Below are 18,440 nucleotides of genomic sequence, written 5' to 3' on the forward strand. Positions count from 1 at the left end.
CAGGGACTTGCGCGTGCACCGTTGCCGACGTGCGGTTTGGTCGACGAAGCGGGTGGTCAGAGCTCCCGTCGCGCGGCGTCAGTATTGCTGCCGCGTCCACTTGGGTCCGACGATCTCCCACTCCCGGCTCCACGCGCACTGCGCACGGGCGTTCGCGACCCGGTGAACCCAGACCATCAAAGCCGCGCACAGCGCCTCGCCGATGGTGACCAACCAGAAGATGAACGCGATTTCGGAGGCGCGGAGTTGGCCTGCGGTCAACGGCGCCGCTACGACCCGATCGGCGTCGTCAACCCACACCACGACCTTCCCACCCGTCGCAGTTGTTCGACCGACCTCGACGTTCCCGATCCGGGGAGTCCCGTCGACGCCGACCCACCTCACATCGGCGCGATGAGTGGTCGTCTGGATGTCGGGATTGATTCCCACGACCTGCGTGGTGGGCGGTGCGATGACGGCGGCCTCCACAGGGCGCCGAGTCTCGACGGCCTCGGCGGCCGCCCGGGCGTTCGCGGCGTACGTCGCCTCGCCCCACGCGATCGCCCCCGCAGGCACGGCCAACGCCATGAGGAGCAGCCCGAGCACCAGGATCGCCGTGAGGCGATCCAGCCGACGCCGCAGTGGGTTCGGCGTCGATCGCAGAGCCTGACCGAGCCAATGGGCCCCGGCCGACAGCCGATCGCAGCGCATCGCGTTCTCCCGAGTAGCTCCTTGCTCTCAGGCTCGGTGATCAGCCGAGCCCCATCCAGGGTCTTTCGTCATCGGTCAGTCGCCGCAGCGCCGCACGAGGCCACTCACAGTCCTCGACATCGCGCCGTCCGAGCGCGCGACAAGCTTCGGTAGAGCTCATCGGCTCCCCACACGAGCACCGGGAACGGCAACATGAGGACGTATGTCCAAACCGGAGGCGGTGCGGTGTTGAACACCGCGCGCAGCGGGGGCAGGTAGACGATCGCGGCCGCGAACAGCAGCTCGAACGCACAGCCGACGAGCAGCAACCTGTTGCTGTTCAGCCCGATTTGCCGGAGCGCGACGTACTGGGTGCGAGACGCGAACGCAGTACCGATCTGGCAGAAGACGATGCCCAGGAAAGTCACGGTGGTCGCCTGCAGGTAGGCGTGGTGGAGCACCGCGTTCCCCGACACGTCCGCCCCTGGTCGCCATCCGGCGGCGAGCAGCACCGCGAAGAACCCGGTGAGAACGAGAATCCCTGAGATCACTCCCATGATCCCCCACGCCCGCAACAGCAGGCGCCGCGTGACCACGCTGTCGGACCGCGTTCTCGGTGGTCGATCCATCAAACCGGGCTCGGCGCGCTCCCGGCCCAGAGCCAGGGCCGGCAGCGTCTCGGTGCCCAGATCGATCGCGAGGATCTGCAGCACCGTCAACGGCAGTGGGATCGCTCCGCCCGAGAGCGCGAACAGCAGGAAAGGCAAGACCTCAGGCACCGCGTGGGCGAAGATGTAGAGGACGAACTTGCGCACGTTGTCGTAAACCCGGCGGCCTTCTTCGATCCCGCTGACGATGGTCGCGAAGTTGTCGTCGGTGAGCACGACGGTAGCGGCCTCGCGGGCGACGTCGGTCCCGCTGGCCCCCATCGCCACGCCCAGATCGGCCCGACGCAGGGCAGGTGCGTCATTGACCCCGTCGCCCGTCATCGCGACCACCTGCTCGCAGTGGTGCAGCGCATCGGCGATGCGGAGCTTGCCCTCGGGGGCGGCCCGGCAGAACACGATCTCCTGGCCGCTCATCAACAGCTCGTCCAGGTCGGACTCTGCCATCGCGTCCAAGTCCGCCCCGTCGACCACCTGGTCCGCTCCGATGCCGACCTGTCGCGCGATCGCAGCCGCGGTACGACCGTTGTCGCCGGTGACCACGTGGACGCGGATGCCCGCCGCGTGACATGCGCTCACCGCGGCGGCGACCTCTTCTCGTGGCGGGTCGATCAGCCCGATCAGCCCGAAGAGGCACAGGTCCGTTTCAGCCGTCTCGCGATCTGAAGGCAGCACCGGGAAGTCGCGGCACGCCACCGCGATCACCCGCAGCCCGCGTCCGGCCATCTCGTTCACCACATCGAGCAACCTGGCCCGTTCCTGGTCCGTCAGCGACCGCACCGCACCACGATCGTCCTGGGAGCTGGTGCACCGGGGCAGCACCTCTTCGGGGGCGCCTTTGACGTGTGCGACGTACCTGGACGCCAGGTGGTCCACGGTGGTCATCCGCTTCAAGTGCGTGTCGAATCTGAACAGCCTGGCCCGTTCCGCGTCCCGCCATTCGGAGCTCAGGCCCTCGCCGACGGAGCGCGAGAACGCCAGCAAGGCCAGTTCCATGGGATCGCCGGAATTCGTGCGTTCGTCCGCCGTGGTGCACCGGGCCACCGCCACGGCGAACTCAGGCCGGGGTGAAGCGGGCGCGCCGACGCCGTCTCGCGTTTCCACGACCCGCATGACGTTGCGGGTCAAGGTGCCGGTCTTGTCCGTGCAGATGACGGTTGTCGAGCCGAGCGTCTCCACTGCCGAGAGGCGTTTGACCAGCGCACCGCTGCGCGCCATGCTGCGCACCCCGGCCGCGAGCGAGAGCGTGATCGTCGGCAGGAGCCCCTCGGGGACGTTGGCCACGAGCAGTCCGATCGCGAACACGAAGGCTTGCGTCCACGTCAGGCCGGCCAGCACGCCCAGGGGCAGGAAGGCGGCAGCGACGCCGGTGGCAACGGCCGCGATCAACCACGCGACACGGCGCACCTGGCGTTCCAGGGGGCTCTCGGCCAGCCGCACCCGTGCCGAGAGCATCGCGATCCGGCCCAACTCCGTGTGCCGACCGGTCGCGTGCACGACGGCTTCCGCACTCCCCCCAGTGCACACGGTGCCGCTGAAGACCAACACCGGCGAGTCCACCGGGCGTCGCGCCGTGTCCGGCAAGTCCGCAGTCCGCTCGACCGGACTGGACTCGCCGGTCAGCGCGGAGGCGTCGATTTCGAGGGCGCCGCTGAGCAGTCTGGCATCCGCGGGAACCCGGTCGCCTTCGCCGAGCAGCAGCACATCTCCTGGCACGAGCTCGGTGGCCAGCACCCGCGCGGGGCTCCCGTCCCTCCGTACCTGGCTGTGCTGCGGCAAGTAGTCCCCGAGGGCTTCGACGGCCTGCTCCGCCTGCTCTTCCTGCCAGAACGCGAGTGCTGAGTTGAGCAGGATGACTGCGACGATCGCCAATGCGAGCTCATGCGTGCCGACGATCCAGGCCAGCACCCCGGCGATCCACAGCAGCAGTGCCAGCGGATGGGTCAACTGCCGCAGCAACGCGACCGGCCATCCCCTGACCGCGTGATGCGGCAGATCGTTGGGACCGTGCACCTCGAGCCGCCGCCAAGCTTCCCGCGAGGTGAGTCCTCCAGCGGTCGTCCGCAGGTCCCTGAACACGCGCGCCGTCGGCTCGCGCGGATCGATGGCCGCCGGGTCCCGTTCTCGACCGGAGGATGCGATGTGGCGCGGACTTGCCACCTCAGCTACTTCGCGACGCGGCACATCCCCGGCACCTCAGGTGCCCGGGGCCGGATGGCGCAACGCCACGGTCCACCCGCGTCACCCTCCCTCCGGCGTTGACCGCGAACCGCCGACCACCAACCCGGCAGATCGCACCGAGGTTCGCTTCGTTGCCGGTCTACCTGCTCGGTTCCGAGATCGCACAGCGGCCACCACAATCGCGGCACAGCTGTCCGCACGTGGTGTGCGCGCTCGCGCATCTCGGAACCGCCTGGCACGGTGAATACCCTTGCGCGCAGGCGGGTAACCACTGACCACGCCTCGCTCAGTGGTCGCGGGAGGCGCGGGAGCCCACATGGTCACCACGAACATCGATCCTCGACGCTACCGCGGAGTGGTGTTCGACATGGACGGCGTGATCACCGATACCGCCGCCGTGCACTCAGCGGCGTGGAAACGCCTGTTCGACCAGTACTTGGCGGAGCGCCCCCACGCCTCGAACGAAGATCACCAGCCGTTCCGACGAGCCGATTACGCCGACTACGTCGACGGCAAGCGGCGGATCGACGGAGTGCTGGACTTCCTCGGTTCCCGTGGCATCGCGGTACCGCACGGCGATGCCGATGACGTCGCCGGCCTCGAAACCGCCCACGGTCTCGGCAAGCTCAAGGACCACTACTTCCTCGATGCACTCGCCACGGCGGGTGCGCTGCTGTTCGACGACGCGGTAGCGCTGATCGAGGCCCTGCGCGAACACGGCGTTCGAACAGCCATCATCTCCGCCAGCCGGAACTGCCGGCAGGTCCTCCGGCGCGCCGGTGCGGGGCAGCTGTTCGACATCCGCGTCGACGGCGTGCTCGCCGATCGGCTCAACTTGCCCGGCAAGCCCGAACCGGCGATCTTCCTCGAAGCAGCGCGCCGCCTCGACACGCCGGCCTCGGCGTGCGTGGTCGTCGAGGACGCCAAAGCCGGAGTCCAGGCGGCCAAGGCCGGATCCTTCGGCCGCGTCATCGGAGTCGCCCGCACGGGTCCGCCGAGCCGATTGCTGCAAGCAGGTGCCGATGTGGTCGTGTCCACGCTCAGCGACATTTCCGTCACGACCTCGGCCGATCGGCGTCTGTCCGAGGTGCCCGACGCCCACCGATGCTGGGACGAGATCGCCCTGCGGCTGCGAGATCGCCGCCTCGTGCTGGTGCTGGACTTCGACGGGACCCTCGCTCCGATCCGCGAGGACCCCACCGAAGTCGTCATGCCCGCACGCACGCGAGACGTCCTGCAACAGCTCTCCAGGCACAGCCCGGTAGCGGTGCTCAGCGGCCGGGATCTCGACGACGTGCGCCGCCGAGTTCACCTCGACGAACTCTGGTACGCGGGCAGCCACGGGTTCGAACTGGCGAGCCCCGACGGCGCCTTGATCGCGCACGACGTCGGCGATTCGGCGCTGCACGGCCTCGACGAAGCCGAACGGCACCTCCGCGAGGAGCTGAAGCTCATCCCAGGTTCGCGTGTCGACCGCAAGCGTTTCGCCCTAGCCGTGCACTACCGCAACGTCCGGCCGGATTTCACCGACGACGTGCTGTCCGCGGTCGACCGCATCGGTCGCACGTTCCCCGCGCTGCGCCTTGCGCACGGACGCCGGGTGATCGAGCTGCTGCCGGACGTCGACTGGAACAAGGGCAGAGCCTTGCGCTGGCTGCTGGAGCACATGGGACTGGCGGGCGCCGGCGCGGTGCCCGTCTTCGCCGGAGACGACTACACCGACGAAGACGCCCTGCGCGAGGTCCGCGAGGACGGCATCGGCGTGGTCGTGCGCAGCGCCGAGCACGGCGACCGCCTGACTTGGGCCCACTACGGCGTCGACGACCCGAGTTCCCTGACCGGGTTGCTGGCCCGCTTCGTCTCACTCGCGGCCAACCACGACCGCTCCTGAACAGTGAATGGAGCGGCGAAGCGTAGGCCGGCGCACCATGCCGCCGCGCGGCGGCGGGTTACCCGGACGGGCCCTTCGACTCGCGTGGCGGTGCTCGTCACGGGTATGCCTAGAGCGTTGGACTCGTGTCGCTGGTGGTGAGGAGCCGGACGAACAGACCTTCGGAACCAGAGCGGACGAAGGCATTGCCGCGTCATCGCGACGGGGAGCGGGCACCGCTCAGTTCGCAGCGCAAGCCGAATGGGAGACCGACATGACGACACCGGACCAACCCATTGTCGTGGGAATCGACGGTTCCGAGGACGCCGTGCACGCGGCCAACTGGGCCGTGGCCGAGGCGGACCACCGCGGGGCAGCTCTGCTGCTCGTGATCGTCAACGACGACCCGGCCCGCGCGTCTCACGCCGAGAGCGCGGTGCACAAGGCCGCCGCCAAGTGCCGGGCCATGGCCCCCCACCTCGCGGTGGACGTCGAGATCGCGCAAGGAAGACCGGTCGAGGAACTCCTGCGGCACAGCCGGAAGGCGCAGCTGATGGTTCTCGGCGGACGCGGGCACGGCGGTTTCGCGGACGCTCTGCTCGGCGGGGTGAGCTCCGCCGTGGCCACCCACGGCTCGTGTCCGGTCGTCGTGGTCCGACGGGGCGTGCCGACGACCGTCGGGCCGGTGGCGGTCGGTGTCGACGGCTCTGAATCCAGCTCTGCCGCCTTGCGGTTCGCGTTCGAAGAGGCTCAACGCGCCGGTGCCGAGTTGCTCGTGACGGAGGTGTGGCACGAAGGGGACCTGCTCGCCGGACTGCTGTCATCCGACGAGCGTGACCGCGTGCAGCGGGACGTCGAGCAGTCGCTCGCCGAGCAAGTCTCCGCCTTGCACGAGCAGTTCCCGGACGTCCGCACTCGGCAGCTGGCGCAGCGCGGCCACCCCGTGGCGGCGCTGGCCGACGTGGGCCGGGACGCGCAGCTGCTCGTCGTCGGGCACCGCGGGCGTGGTGGATTCGACGGGGTGTTCCTGGGTTCGGTCGCCGCCGGCGTCCTGCACCACGCGCCCTGCCCGGTCGCGGTCGTCGGCAGCTCGGATGACACAGCCACGTGATCGATTCGCGCGAACCCGGCCGATGATCTACCTCGCGGGCGGTGCATGCCTGCGCGGATGGTCGACCGGCTCAGCCGAGGACCGGATCACTGGCCTCGTGCGCCGTTTCCGGACCGATCTCCCCGAGGTCGAAGCCGCTGGGGATGATCAGGACCGGGCACCGCGCGTGGTGAATGCAGCGCAACGCGGTGCTGCCCAGTACCGCGTCGGCGACCCGACCACGTCCTCGGTCGCCGAGGACGAGCATCGCGGCGTGCGCCGACTTCTCGGCCAGTACTTCCTCCGGGACCCCTTCTAGTAGCTCCTCGTGCAACTTAGGCGTGGACGCGCCCGCAAGGCCCTCGCTGACGACCCGGGTCAGCTCCTGCCAGTGCTGATCGCGCACTTCGTGCGGTGCCAGCCTGGGATTCATCATCAGCGGAGCGGGACCGGAGAGCACCGCGTGCGACTGCCACACCATGATCGCGGCGACCCAAGCCCCGCGCGCCCGTGCCTCCCGCAACGCCCACTGCAGCGCACGTTGGCTCGCCTCCGAACCGTCCACGCCCACGACGAACAGCCTGCTCTCGATCACAGCGATCCCCTCGCTCCGACGATCTCGTCCGGCGGGAGCGGCCGCTTTCCCGGAGGGCTGCTCCCACCCAAGAATGAGCCTCCCGTCATGGGAAGATTAGGGCATTTCGTCATCGTCTACCCGGAAGCCGGACACAGCCGTCGTAGCGGCGAACCCGTTCTCACACTTGAGCGACTCCGTTTCGGTCAAGCGGAAGCGGGGTATCCCGTTCTCCCGGGGAGGCTCCATGAACAATGCGCACAAGTACACGATCGTCGTCGGCGTGGACGGTTCGCCACCGTCGGTCGCGGCGTTGCGGTGGGCCGCGTGGCACGCCGCTCAGACCGACGGGCAGATCGTGGCTGTCATGGCCTGGGACCAGCCGCTGATCTACAACTGGCAGGTGCCTGAGAGCGACGACATCGCACGCCGCGCTGCGACCCGGCTGAGCGAGACCGTCGCGGAGGTCGTCACCGAGAACAGCGAGGTCGCAGTGCGCAACGAGGTCGCCTCCGGGCATCCGGCCAGTGCCCTCCTCGACGCCGCAGAAGACGTGGGAGCAGATTTGATCGCCGTCGGCCACCGCGGACACGGCGGATTCACCGAAGCCCTTCTCGGATCGGTCAGCCAGCACGTCATGCACCACGCGCACTGCCCAGTGATCGTCGTCCGCAACAAGGAGTGATGGCCGGTCAGTTCCGAGGTTTCGCCCCAGTGGATTTGTGCCTCGCCGCCGCTGGGCCGGTCGTGCTGCGCCTGTTCCTCGCCGAGAACTGGACCGTGCGCGGAATGAGATCGCGCAGCCTTGCTGATTTCGTTGCCGCGGGCGAGTTGTTCGGTTCGCCGTTCATGCTTCGGGCCAACTCGGCCTCGCACCCCTGGTGGGCGATCATCATCTGCGGGGGCATCAGGCCGAATACCGTTCCGGAAACTCGCGCGATGCCCGGGCCGAGCGCTGCAGCTAGTGCGCGAAGGCGGTGCGCGCTGCCCCTGCTCGATCGACTTCCGGTCGCGTGACCATGACCACCGACGCTGCGCCGATCCACAGGACGAACGCGATGCCCGCGGCGAACATCAGCACCGTCATCAGCACACCCGCGTCGAAGAAGACCGTCACCGCTGCGACCAGACCGAGCGCGGCCACGAGGAAACCCAGCCATCCCAGCCACGGCCCGGTGATCTCGCGGCGCACCATGGCAGCACCTGCCGTGGCCGCGAACAGGGCGATCAGCAGACCGATCGCTCCGCCGGCTTGCTGGTGCAGTGTGTAGAGGGTGAGAACGGCTGGTCCGTTCAGCGATGCCGTCCGCGTGGTGAGAGCGGCCAGCACGGCAGCGGGGATCATGGCGAACATCGTGGCCACCGCCAGGCTCGCCCCGGCGAGAAGGATCACGGGTGCGAACGCTTCCTCACCGCCTTCGGCCCTCTGCAACACGTGACGCAGGTGGGCGACGAACCACAAGGACACCACCGCACCCAACGACACCAGCAGGACCGCGACCTGGATCTCCACGCGGTTCTCGGCGAAATAAGATGCGATGGCCAACGGATCATCGGCGAGGCCAACCGGCATGGGCACGAGCAACATCCCGACAAGGAGAACCACTGCAGCGAACAGGCCACTGCCTGCGCCCAGCCGTTCCCAGAGCCTCTCATTCATGGCGACCTCCACCCAACGCGACCGGTACTCACACATTCCGAACAGACGAAAGTGGCGCGGCTGTCACATTCACCGGCACAGGGGTGCCATCTCAACCACGAGGAGTGTGGCGGTGTGGATCGTAACGCTCGCCGACATCGTGATCGTGCTCGTCTGACCCGCCACCACGCATGCCCCGCATCATGAACATCATCATCAACGGGCACACCAGCACCAGCCCGAGGAGCGCGATCGTGCCGACCGGCACGCCCAACCACAGCGCTCCCAGCACCGCGATGGCGGTAGCAACGATGGCATAAAGTCCGTAATGCCAATTCCTCATGGGAAGTTCCTTCACAAAGCATCCTCCGCCAGCCCAAGTGACTGGTATCCCAAGAATGCGCGGCAACGTGCACGGTTGTGCAGGGACGAAAGCCTCCACTCGGGGACCTTCAAACGCGGCTTTCTGCCGCCTGAAGATTCTTCCCGGTGTCACCGCCCAAGCCCAAGGGGCGCCCCCGGACGAGGGAGCTCAGCGAGGATCGGGTACTTCGGCCCTACCGCATCCTGCTGTGCCGAGCAAACAGTCGCGACAAGGCGTGATGACCATGTCACAGGGCCCTAGGTCGCCAAACGGTTCGGTGAGCAGTGGCGGTCTACGCGGCCGGCACCCGGGCGTTCGTTCCCGGCGTCCTCCGAACGAGCAATGCCACCCGAGGCGCACAACCGCATCAGTGAGAGGAACCGGGGTGACCACTGGTGAACCCCACTCGACCGGAGCCCTGGACCGCCTCAGGATCGATCCTGGGTGCGGGTATAGCAGTCAAGGCCTTCGCACCGGAAATGAGCGGTGCGGCGCGGCCGTGGCTCATCGCCAGCACGGTCCTGCTCACCGCGGGGATCGCGTTGTTCGCCGTCTTGCTGCGATCCATCACCCGCATGCCCAGGTACTCGCAGCAGGGCACATCCACGGATACCGACACACCGATGCCGACAAACACCCACGCGGCACTGCGTCGGCCCATCGTCGGCACCGTTGCACTCGCCGCTGCTGGACTGCTCGCCTGGTCGGCAGGCGCACCCACCACCGTCATCGTGCCCGCAGCGCTCATCATCGGCGGCGCGGCGGTGATGCTCCTCGTGCGTGACGCATGGCTGCACTAACCCACAACGGCCCGCGTGGACGGCGCGGCGAGCAGGGCTGACACTGCTCCAATGGGGGTAGATCCGGTGAACGATGCGCACACCCACTCGAATCATCACCGCAAGGAATCCAGCACCGCGGTCCTGGACGTGCGGGGCCTGCTGTGGGCCTCCGAGCAGAACGTCGTCGCCGCTCGGCTGGGACGCCGACCAGGTGTTCGCTCAGTGGCGGTCAACCCAGTCGCCCAGGCTGCGACGGTCGTCTTCGACCCCGCTCGCACGAGCCTGTCCGACCTGCGGCGCTGGGTGCGGGAGTGCGGCTACCACTGCGCCGGGCAGTCCGTGCCCGCCCACGTCTGCGACCCGATGCAGGAACCCGACCCGGCCGACCACGAGGCAGGCACCACGACGCTCGGTGAAGCTGAGCCGTCCGAGGCAGGACCCGGCCCCTCACCGCACGAGGCGATGGGCCACGGCGGTGCCGGGGCCACGTCGATGGCGGCGATGGTCGCCGACATGCGCAACCGGTTCCTGGTCGCGCTGGTGTTCTCCGTTCCGATCGTGATCTGGTCCCCGATCGGAACCGAGGTCTTCGGCCTGCACGTGCCCACCCCGTTTGGTCTGCGGCAGGACGTGTGGGCGTTGCTGCTGAGCCTGCCGGTGATCTTCTACTCGTGCTGGATCTTCTTCGACGGCGCGATGCGGGCGTTGCGAGCCCGCACGCTGGACATGATGGTGCTCGTCGCCGTCGCGGTGGGCTCCGGCTGGGTGTACTCGCTGACCATCACCCTCACCGGCGGCGGCGAGGTGTTCTACGAGGCCGCCACCGTGCTCGCCGCGTTCGTCCTGCTGGGCCACTGGTTCGAGATGCGTGCCCGCGGCGGTGCCAACGACGCCATCCGCACCCTGCTCGACCTCGCCCCGCCCCACGCCCTCGTCCTGCGCGACGGGCAGCCGGTCGAGATCCCGACCGCCGAGGTCGAGGTCGGCGATGTGCTGCTGGTCCGGCCAGGTGCCAAGATCGCCGTCGACGGCCTCGTCGAGGAGGGCGACAGCGAGGTCGACGAGTCCACGGTCACCGGCGAGAGCCTGCCAGTTCACAAAGCTCCCGGGAGCGAAGTCGTGGGCGCGACCATCAACACCAACGGGACCCTGCGGGTCCGAGCGACCAAGGTCGGTTCGGACACCGCCCTGGCCCAGATCGTGAAACTGGTTCAAGAAGCGCAGAACTCCAAGGCACCCGGGCAGAAGCTCGCCGACCGAGCCGCGTTCTGGCTCGTCTTCGTCGCGCTCATCGGCGGTGGCGCCACGCTGGCCGCCTGGCTGCTGTTCGGCAGCACGTTCGCCACGGCGATCTTGTTCGCCATCACCGTCGTCGTCATCACCTGCCCGGACGCCCTCGGCCTGGCCACCCCCACAGCGATCATGGTTGGCACCGGACTCGGTGCCAAACGTGGTGTGCTGTTCAAGAACGCCCTCGCCCTGGAGACCTCCGCACGCGTCCAAGTCGTGGTGATGGACAAGACCGGCACGTTGACCAAGGGCGAGCCCGAGGTCACGGATGTGATCGCGAACGGACTCGACCAGGACGAACTGCTACGCCTGGTGGCGGCGGTCGAGCGGGAATCCGAGCACCCGCTGGCTGAAGCGATCGTCCACCGCGCCGATCAGCGGAGTGTGGGCACCGTGCGCGCCGAGCGGTTCGAGAGCGTCCCCGGCCACGGCGCGATCGCCCGCGTGGCGGGAAAGGACGTGCTGGTGGGCAACCGGCGGCTCCTGGAACGCGAGGGCATCGACCTAGGCCCGATCGCCCAGCAGCGCGACGCGCTGGCCGCCAACGGCCGCACCGCCGTCCTCGCCGCCGTGGACGGACAGGCGGCAGGGGTCTTCGGCATCGCGGACGCACCCCGGGCGACCTCGCAAGCCGCGGTCGCCGCCCTCCACGATCTCGGCATCGAGGTCGTCATGCTCACCGGCGACAACCGAGCCACCGCCGAACGAATCGCCCAGCGCCTGGACATCGACACGGTGCTCGCCGAGGTCCTCCCCGGCGAGAAGGCCGCCAAGATCGCCGAACTCCAGGGATCCGGCCGCAAGGTCGCCATGGTCGGCGACGGCGTCAACGACGCTCCCGCCCTCGCTCAAGCCGATCTCGGCATCGCCATCGGCGCCGGAACGGACGTGGCCATCGAGACCGCCGACGTCGTGCTGATGCGCTCCGACCCGCTCGACGTGCCCACCGCGCTGCGCATCGGCCGGGCAACACTGCGCAAGATGCGGCAGAACCTCGGCTGGGCCATCGGCTACAACACCATCGCGCTGCCCATCGCCGCCGGCGTCTTCGAACCCGCCTTCGGCCTCATGCTCCGCCCGGAGATCGCCGCCCTGAGCATGTCGGGATCCAGCGTGATCGTCGCCGTCAACGCCCTCGCCCTCAAAGGACTCCGCCTACCCGGTGCGGACCGAGCGCAGAACCAAGTGGCGAGTGCCGCTGTGTGAAGTCGAGTGATCGTGCCTCTCACCCGAGGTGCCGTCTTCAGCCGCAGATCGGAGGTTTCCGCCCTGCGGTCCGTTCCGAACGTCGGGAACATGTGTTGGCCAGGGGTAAGCAGGGGGAGCGCTTGCGAAAAGCGTTGATCGGCACAATGAGAGGTGACCATGCCGTGGATCCGGTGGTTGTCCGAACTCGGTCTCGATGACGTGTTCGAGGTGGGCGGCAAAGGAGCGAACCTCGGCGAGCTGACACGCGCGGATCTACCTGTTCCACCCGGATTCGTCTTGGTCGCCGATGCTTACCGCGCGTGCATGGAGGAATCGGGCACGCAATCCGAGCTGGACGCTTTGATCAGCGACGCCGTCCGAGTGATCGATGATCCGGACCGGCTCACCGAAATCTGCGACCGGCTGCAGCAGCTCGTCCACCGAGCGGGAATGGCCGCCGCTGTTCGCGCTGCCGTGGATGAGGCCTACACCGAGCTGGGCACCGATCTTCGAGTCGCGGTGCGCTCGTCGGCGACCGCGGAGGACGCACCCGACGTGTCCTTCGCCGGGGTCAACGAATCGTTCACCAACGTCAGCGGCGCCGGCGACGTGGCCGCCACGGTGGTGGACTGCTGGGCATCACTGTTCAGCCCTCGTGCGTTCGTCTACCGCGCGGCGCAAGGAGTGCGCGAGCAACCGGTGATGGCAGTGATCGTTCAGCAGATGGTCGATGCCGACCGCTCCGGAGTCGCCTTCACCGCCAACCCCGCCACCGGGGACGAGGACGAGATGCTGATCGAAGCCGGCTTCGGGCTCGGGGAATCGGTCGTCGGTGGCACCGTGGAACCCGACAACTACACCGTCAGGAAGACGGACTGCCAGCCCACGCGCGTGACGATCGGCCGAAAAACGCACAAGATCGTCACAGACTCGGGCGGACGGCAAGCGCGCGTCGAAGTGGCGGCGACCGAAGCTGAACAACGCGTGCTCTGCGACGCCGAGATCTCGGAGCTGGCCGAGCTGGTGACGAAGGTGGAGCAGCTGTACGGCAGCCCGCAGGACGTCGAGTGGGCGATCGCCGACGGCCGGTGGTGGCTGGTCCAGTCCCGCCCGATCACGACCCTCGACCGACGTCCAATCGCCGGAGCGGTTCTGGTCTCCGGACTCGCCGCATCGTTCGGCACAGCCTCCGGATCTGTACGACTCCTGCGCTCTCCCGCAGAGGCGGGCGCGTTGCAGACCGGTGAGGTGCTGGTGGCATCGATGACCGCACCGGACTGGCTTCCCGCGATCCGCAGAGCGGCGGCGCTCGTGACCGACAGCGGCGGCATGACCTGCCACGCCGCGATCGTGGCCCGCGAACTGGGCCTGCCCTGCGTGGTGGGCACCCGCACCGCCACCACGACGCTGCGCACCGGTGCGCGGGTCACCGTCGACGGCGCGAACGGCACCGTGACCGAGGGCCGCAGCACTCCGGCCCAGACGCCGACCCTCGCAGCCGAACGACCACCGGCTGCGGAACCGTCGCTCGCCACTCGGATCTACGTCAACCTCGCCCTGCCCGAGCAGGCAGCGCGGGTGGCCGCGCTGCCTGTTGACGGCGTGGGGCTGCTGCGCGCGGAATTCCTGCTCACCGACGCGCTGGGCGGCGAGCACCCCGGCCGCGTGCTAGCACGAGACGGCGAGGAGGAAGCGATCAACGCGATCGTGACCGCGTTGTCTACGATCACGACTGCCTTCGCACCGCGGCCGGTCATCTACCGCACGGCGGACTTCCGAAGCAACGAGTTCCGCAATCTCGCAGGTGGCGAGGATTTCGAGCCGGACGAGGACAACCCGATGATCGGCTACCGCGGCTGCTACCGCTACGTGCGCGACCCGTCGTTGTTCCGGCTGGAGCTCGAAGCGCTGGCCCGCGTCCGGGAGACGACACCGAACCTGCACCTGATGATCCCATTCGTCCGCACGCGGTGGGAGCTCTCGCAGTGCATGGACGAAATCGACCGCAGCCGACTCGGTGGGGCCCGCGGTCTGCACCGCTGGGTCATGGCCGAAGTCCCATCGGTGCGGTATTGGCTTCCCGAGTACGCCAAGATGGGAATCGATGGCGTGTCCATCGGCAGCAACGACCTAACCCAGCTGGTCCTCGGCGTGGACCGCGACTCCGAGGAATGCGCGCCGCTGTTCGACGAGTCAGACCCAGCCGTACTCGACGCCGTCGGCAACATCGTCGAAAGCGCCCGCCACGCCGGAATCACCTCCTCGCTGTGCGGTCAAGCACCCTCCGCGGACCCCGGGTTCGCCGAACACCTCGTCCGCCACGGCATCACATCGATCTCAGTCAATCCCGACGCCGTGCCCGCGGTGCGCCAGGCCGTGGACACCGCCGAGCGCAAGATCCTGCTCGAAGCGGCCCGCCTCGGACACCGCGCGGGGGACCTCGGACCGCGCTAGCCGACCGAGCACCAGAGATTCGGGGACCTCATGTTGTCTGGCCGGGGCGCACGACGACCACTGGACACTCCGCGTGATGCAGCACCCCGTGGGCCACCGAACCCAGGAGCAGCCGCTCGAATCCGCCCATTCCTCGATGTCCCACGACCAGCACTTGGGCGTGCGAAGCAGCTGACACCAGCTCTTCAACCGGGTGTCCGAACCGCACTTCCTCGCGGACCACAACATCCGGGTGGCTCTCGCGCCAGCGGCCGAGCTGCGCGGCCAGCTCGCGCTGCGCGTCGTCCAGGCTGAACCAGACGGTCCTCTGCGGCACATCACGCCGGGAACGCCCGGCGTTTTCCGGCCGCCAAGCATAGATCGCTAGGAGATCGGCCTGCCGCGCGGTGGCCGCGTCGAACGCGAACTGCAGTGCCGACCGGCTCGACGCCGAGCCGTCCACGCCGACCACGACCGGGCCGACCGAGAAGCTCGTGCGGCGATCACGAATGACCGCGACGGGGCACCGGGCTCGCATCGCCACCGCAGTGCTCACCGAACCGAGCACCACCTCGGCGAGGTTTCCGCGGCCACGTGATCCGACCACGAGCAGGCGTGCCTCCGCGGAGCACCGGATCAGCGCCCCAGTCGGACTCCCGTGTTCGATCTCTTCGACGACCTCGACCTGGGAATGCTTCTCGCGACAGTGCTCCGCCGCGTTCGAGAGCGACGCCCGGACCTCCTCGTCCTGCGCCGAATCGTTGCCGACAGCCACGAGCCGCGCCGGAGCATGCCGGAGGTAGGCCTCCTCAGCCGCCCACACCGCAGCGGCCAACGACGGCTCGGACCCATCGACCCCCACCAACACCGGCAGATCCTGCTTCGCCGTCATCCCGCCCACTCCTCACCGCCGTGTCTCACTCCTGGCACGGACGCTGGCGACAGTCGCACTGTGACACGAGCATCGGACTCTCACACATCGCGCGGGCCGCCTATCGTCTCGCGCCGTTCATCCGAGAGAGACTTTCGATCTACTGGGGCGCGTGACCACAGCGGACTTGTTGATGAGGACCATCAATCATCGTCCTCTGTTCCCGAACTGCTGTGATGTGAAAGCACTTCGAAGGCTGCGCCCGGCACGCTCGTTCGCCCAAGCCTAGGTTGAGGACTGATCGCGCCGGTCAACTCGTAGTCCCCAGCGGCCGACAGCTTTCACTCCCACACCGCGAGCAACCACCGTCGATCACCACGCGCGCAGTGCACAATGGAGAAGAACCCTCTGCCTCGGAGCGTGGTCATGAACACAACGATCCCGCTGGGCCGGATCGCCGGAGTGCGCATCGGGCTGCACTGGAGCGTGGTGGGCATCCTCGTGCTGGTCACGGTCGGGCTCGCCGTCCACCAGCTTCCTCTGGTCTTCCCCGGCCGTTCCACAGCCGCTTATGTCATGAGCGGGATCGCAGCCTCTTCGCTGCTGGTGTGCTCGCTCCTCGGGCACGAACTCGCCCACGCCGCAGTGGCCCGCCGGAATGGCGTCGCCGTGGAAGGCATCACCCTCTGGTTGTTGGGCGGCATCGCCCAACTCCGCGGTGAAGCGGGCAATGCCGCCGCCGAGCTGCGCATCGCGGTGGTGGGCCCGCTGGTCAGCGCCCTGCTCGCCGGCGTGTTCGGCGCAGCGGCCTGGGGTGCGCGCTCCGCCGGTGCGGACGAGCTCCTGGTGGCCGTGGTCTCCTACCTGGCGCTGCTCAACGCCCTGCTGGCGGTGTTCAACCTCGTTCCTGCCGCACCGCTGGACGGCGGGCGGGTGTTGCGAGCTCTGCTGTGGCGTTGGAGCGGCGACCGGTTCAAGGCCGCCGTCTGGTCAGCCCGGGCAGGGCTCGGCTTGGGTTACCTCCTCATCATCGCCGGATTCGCGCAGTTGATCGGTCAGCACGCCGAGGGGCTGTGGTGGAGCCTGCTGGGACTGTTCATCGCCGGCATGGCCGCCGCCGAAGAGCAACGCGCCCACCTCGGCGCTGCGCTGGTCGACGTGCGGATCCGCGAGGTGATGTCCCACCCGGTCGACACCGTCGAGGGCGCCTTGACGGTCGAGCAGTTCCTGGAGAAATCCCCGTTCGAACGTCCTCATGCGGGATATCCCGTCGTCAACGAGACCGGGCAGGTCGAAGGACTGGCCACCGTCCGTCGCATCCAAGCCGTGCCCCAGCCAGCGCGGCACCGCACCACCGTGCGGCAGACCGCCACACCGTTGAAGGGAACTGCGACAGCCGCCCCGGGGGAGTCCATGGCCTCGATCCTGCCCCGGCTGTCCACCGCCACCGACGGACGAGTCCTCGTGTTCGACGAGGGCCATCTGGTCGGCATCCTCGCGCCATCGGACATCAGTCGCGCCGTCGCCGACCAGGGTAGCCGCATCTCCCCCGCCGAAGGTGCGAGCCGACCGCCGCGGGCCTGGTGGTATCCCGGCCAGAACCAGCACCCCTGACGGGGCCTCGATTCCGCCAGTGCCAACGCTAGGTAAACCGCTTCCCGCAGCGAGTCTGCCCGCAACTCCAGGCGCCCGTCCTCGACGGTCGCATCCGGGTCCACCCGTTCAGCTGCAAGATCCGGTCTCCGGTTCCCGAGAAGGGGATCCTCGTGCGCGCAGCTGCTGCTGGGGCGGTGACGTCAGGTGAATTTGGACGGCGTAGACGACCCAACCGATCGCCGCCAGACCGAGCCAGTTGATCAGCCTGTAGACCAACGTTCCCGCCACGGCAGGGGCGAACGGTACACCGGATGCGATCAGCACCCCGAGCAATCCGGCTTCGGCGATCCCCGCACCACCCGGGAACAGCTGCAACGCGATGCTGATCTGCACCACGACGAAACCCAGCGCCAAGGCCGACCACGGCGCCGGATGCCCGACCGCGGCGACGCTCGCGTACAGGCTCAGGAAATCCATGGCCCAGCTCAAGACCGCGCATCCGATGATGAGAACCCATCCGCCGCCGCTCGGTCGAAGCAGCCCGATCCGGTCGGACACGCGCTGCGACACCGAATCGGGGTCCACCGCCGACGTGCGGGAGCCCACGAGGAAGGCCGGCAGGTGCCGCCCAAGCCGGACGAGCCATCTGAGGCAGCGACGCAGCACGGGGGCGCTGTTCACAGCACGCCAGCACGCCCAGGTCCCCAAGAGCAGGCCCAAGACCACAAGGACCGCGACGAGCACCGGTACTCGCCCCGTAATACCTGCGCCGAGGACGGCGAGCAAGATCACCACGATGGTGGAGACCGTTCCCGCCAACATCAGCGACCAAGCGGCCAGAGCCACTTCCACGTGCCGCCTCCGCAGCTGGTACGTGGCGTAGACGAAACCGGCGGCGTTGCCGACAGCGGGCAGGGTGGTCGACAGCGCGTTCTCGGCGAAGTTGATGGCCTGGACGGACCGCACCGACAAGCGCGCACCGCCGGCAGCCAGCAGACGCCGGTGCAATTCCCCGTAGAGCACCAGCGCTCCTATGCCCAGCAGGACGGCCAACCCGATCCATCCCCAGCGGAGATCGGCAAGTTCCGCGGCGAGGCGACCCCCTTCGCCCACCAGGGCGGGCAGTTGCCACGCCAACACGCCCAACCCCGCCACCGCGACCGTCCACTGCACGATCGCGCGAGTTCTGCCGCGCATCCCACTCCTCGTCCGCTCGTGAGCATCCTCA

The 18,440-nt window shown here is 68.4% G+C and carries 14 protein-coding genes; 7 read left to right on the plus strand and 7 right to left on the minus strand.

Annotated elements, in window-relative coordinates; all coding sequences use genetic code 11:
• Positions 1 to 78 precede the first annotated feature (78 nt).
• Together AB0J78_RS07985 and AB0J78_RS07990 are read right to left on the minus strand one after the other, a co-directional pair.
• Entirely contained in the window at positions 79 to 690 is a 612-nt protein-coding gene (locus AB0J78_RS07985) for a hypothetical protein (protein ID WP_363787934.1), read from the minus strand.
• Between the two features lie 104 nt (positions 691 to 794).
• The gene (locus tag AB0J78_RS07990; RefSeq protein WP_363788137.1) at positions 795 to 3,476 is read right to left on the minus strand and encodes a cation-transporting P-type ATPase; all 2,682 of its coding nucleotides are present in this window, start codon (positions 3,474 to 3,476) and stop codon (positions 795 to 797) included.
• Positions 3,477 to 3,831: 355 nt separating this feature from the next.
• On the opposite strand from AB0J78_RS07990, the gene otsB reads away from it, so the two are divergent.
• A complete protein-coding gene (gene otsB, locus AB0J78_RS07995) occupies positions 3,832 to 5,406 on the plus strand; it encodes a trehalose-phosphatase (protein ID WP_363787935.1) in 1,575 nt (524 codons plus the stop codon).
• A 253-nt stretch (positions 5,407 to 5,659) separates the two neighbouring features.
• A complete protein-coding gene (locus AB0J78_RS08000; RefSeq protein WP_363787936.1) occupies positions 5,660 to 6,496 on the plus strand; it encodes a universal stress protein in 837 nt (278 codons plus the stop codon).
• Between the two features lie 70 nt (positions 6,497 to 6,566).
• Here AB0J78_RS08000 and AB0J78_RS08005 read toward each other — a convergent pair whose 3' ends face one another.
• The gene (locus AB0J78_RS08005; RefSeq protein WP_363787937.1) at positions 6,567 to 7,070 is read right to left on the minus strand and encodes a universal stress protein; all 504 of its coding nucleotides are present in this window, start codon (positions 7,068 to 7,070) and stop codon (positions 6,567 to 6,569) included.
• Between the two features lie 226 nt (positions 7,071 to 7,296).
• Here AB0J78_RS08005 and AB0J78_RS08010 point away from each other — a divergent pair, with 226 nt between their 5' ends.
• Positions 7,297 to 7,734, plus strand: coding sequence for a universal stress protein (locus AB0J78_RS08010; protein WP_363787938.1), 438 nt, complete (start codon positions 7,297 to 7,299; stop codon positions 7,732 to 7,734).
• A gap of 276 nt (positions 7,735 to 8,010) precedes the next feature.
• Here AB0J78_RS08010 and AB0J78_RS08015 read toward each other — a convergent pair whose 3' ends face one another.
• The gene (locus AB0J78_RS08015) at positions 8,011 to 8,637 is read right to left on the minus strand and encodes a hypothetical protein (protein WP_363787939.1); all 627 of its coding nucleotides are present in this window, start codon (positions 8,635 to 8,637) and stop codon (positions 8,011 to 8,013) included.
• A gap of 163 nt (positions 8,638 to 8,800) precedes the next feature.
• A complete protein-coding gene (locus AB0J78_RS08020; protein ID WP_363787940.1) occupies positions 8,801 to 9,046 on the minus strand; it encodes a DUF2933 domain-containing protein in 246 nt (81 codons plus the stop codon).
• Positions 9,047 to 9,531: 485 nt separating this feature from the next.
• Between AB0J78_RS08020 and AB0J78_RS08025 the strand changes: the two genes are divergently transcribed.
• The 3 genes from AB0J78_RS08025 (at position 9,532) to ppsA (ending at position 14,766) form a co-directional block, all read left to right on the plus strand.
• Entirely contained in the window at positions 9,532 to 9,852 is a 321-nt protein-coding gene (locus AB0J78_RS08025) for a hypothetical protein (protein ID WP_363787941.1), read from the plus strand.
• A gap of 66 nt (positions 9,853 to 9,918) precedes the next feature.
• Entirely contained in the window at positions 9,919 to 12,330 is a 2,412-nt protein-coding gene (locus AB0J78_RS08030) for a heavy metal translocating P-type ATPase (RefSeq protein WP_363787942.1), read from the plus strand.
• A 159-nt stretch (positions 12,331 to 12,489) separates the two neighbouring features.
• Positions 12,490 to 14,766 carry a phosphoenolpyruvate synthase gene (gene ppsA, locus AB0J78_RS08035; RefSeq protein WP_363787943.1) on the plus strand — a complete coding sequence of 759 codons (2,277 nt, stop codon included), beginning with the start codon at positions 12,490 to 12,492 and terminating at the stop codon, positions 14,764 to 14,766.
• 28 nt (positions 14,767 to 14,794) lie between these two features.
• Here the strand turns inward: ppsA and AB0J78_RS08040 are convergent, their stop codons facing one another.
• The gene (locus AB0J78_RS08040) at positions 14,795 to 15,637 is read right to left on the minus strand and encodes a universal stress protein (protein WP_363787944.1); all 843 of its coding nucleotides are present in this window, start codon (positions 15,635 to 15,637) and stop codon (positions 14,795 to 14,797) included.
• Between the two features lie 405 nt (positions 15,638 to 16,042).
• On the opposite strand from AB0J78_RS08040, the gene AB0J78_RS08045 reads away from it, so the two are divergent.
• Complete coding sequence (locus AB0J78_RS08045) at positions 16,043 to 17,230, plus strand: site-2 protease family protein (protein WP_363787945.1); 1,188 nt, start codon at positions 16,043 to 16,045, stop codon at positions 17,228 to 17,230.
• 108 nt (positions 17,231 to 17,338) lie between these two features.
• Here the strand turns inward: AB0J78_RS08045 and AB0J78_RS08050 are convergent, their stop codons facing one another.
• Complete coding sequence (locus AB0J78_RS08050; protein ID WP_363787946.1) at positions 17,339 to 18,409, minus strand: lysylphosphatidylglycerol synthase transmembrane domain-containing protein; 1,071 nt, start codon at positions 18,407 to 18,409, stop codon at positions 17,339 to 17,341.
• Between the last annotated feature and the right edge of the window lie 31 nt (positions 18,410 to 18,440).

The sequence above is a fragment of the Saccharopolyspora sp. NPDC049426 genome, from assembly GCF_040676935.1.
Lineage (GTDB): Bacteria > Actinomycetota > Actinomycetes > Mycobacteriales > Pseudonocardiaceae > Saccharopolyspora.

Coding starts and splice junctions, on each gene's coding strand:
- AB0J78_RS07985 (WP_363787934.1), bottom strand. CDS start 690: ATGCGCTGCGATCGGCTGTCGGCCGGGGCCCATTGGCTCGGTCAGGCT.
- otsB (WP_363787935.1), top strand. CDS start 3,832: ATGGTCACCACGAACATCGATCCTCGACGCTACCGCGGAGTGGTGTTC.
- AB0J78_RS08000 (WP_363787936.1), top strand. CDS start 5,660: ATGACGACACCGGACCAACCCATTGTCGTGGGAATCGACGGTTCCGAG.
- AB0J78_RS08010 (WP_363787938.1), top strand. CDS start 7,297: ATGAACAATGCGCACAAGTACACGATCGTCGTCGGCGTGGACGGTTCG.
- AB0J78_RS08015 (WP_363787939.1), bottom strand. CDS start 8,637: ATGTTGCTCGTGCCCATGCCGGTTGGCCTCGCCGATGATCCGTTGGCC.
- AB0J78_RS08025 (WP_363787941.1), top strand. CDS start 9,532: ATGAGCGGTGCGGCGCGGCCGTGGCTCATCGCCAGCACGGTCCTGCTC.
- ppsA (WP_363787943.1), top strand. CDS start 12,490: ATGCCGTGGATCCGGTGGTTGTCCGAACTCGGTCTCGATGACGTGTTC.
- AB0J78_RS08040 (WP_363787944.1), bottom strand. CDS start 15,637: ATGACGGCGAAGCAGGATCTGCCGGTGTTGGTGGGGGTCGATGGGTCC.
- AB0J78_RS08045 (WP_363787945.1), top strand. CDS start 16,043: ATGAACACAACGATCCCGCTGGGCCGGATCGCCGGAGTGCGCATCGGG.
- AB0J78_RS08050 (WP_363787946.1), bottom strand. CDS start 18,409: ATGCGCGGCAGAACTCGCGCGATCGTGCAGTGGACGGTCGCGGTGGCG.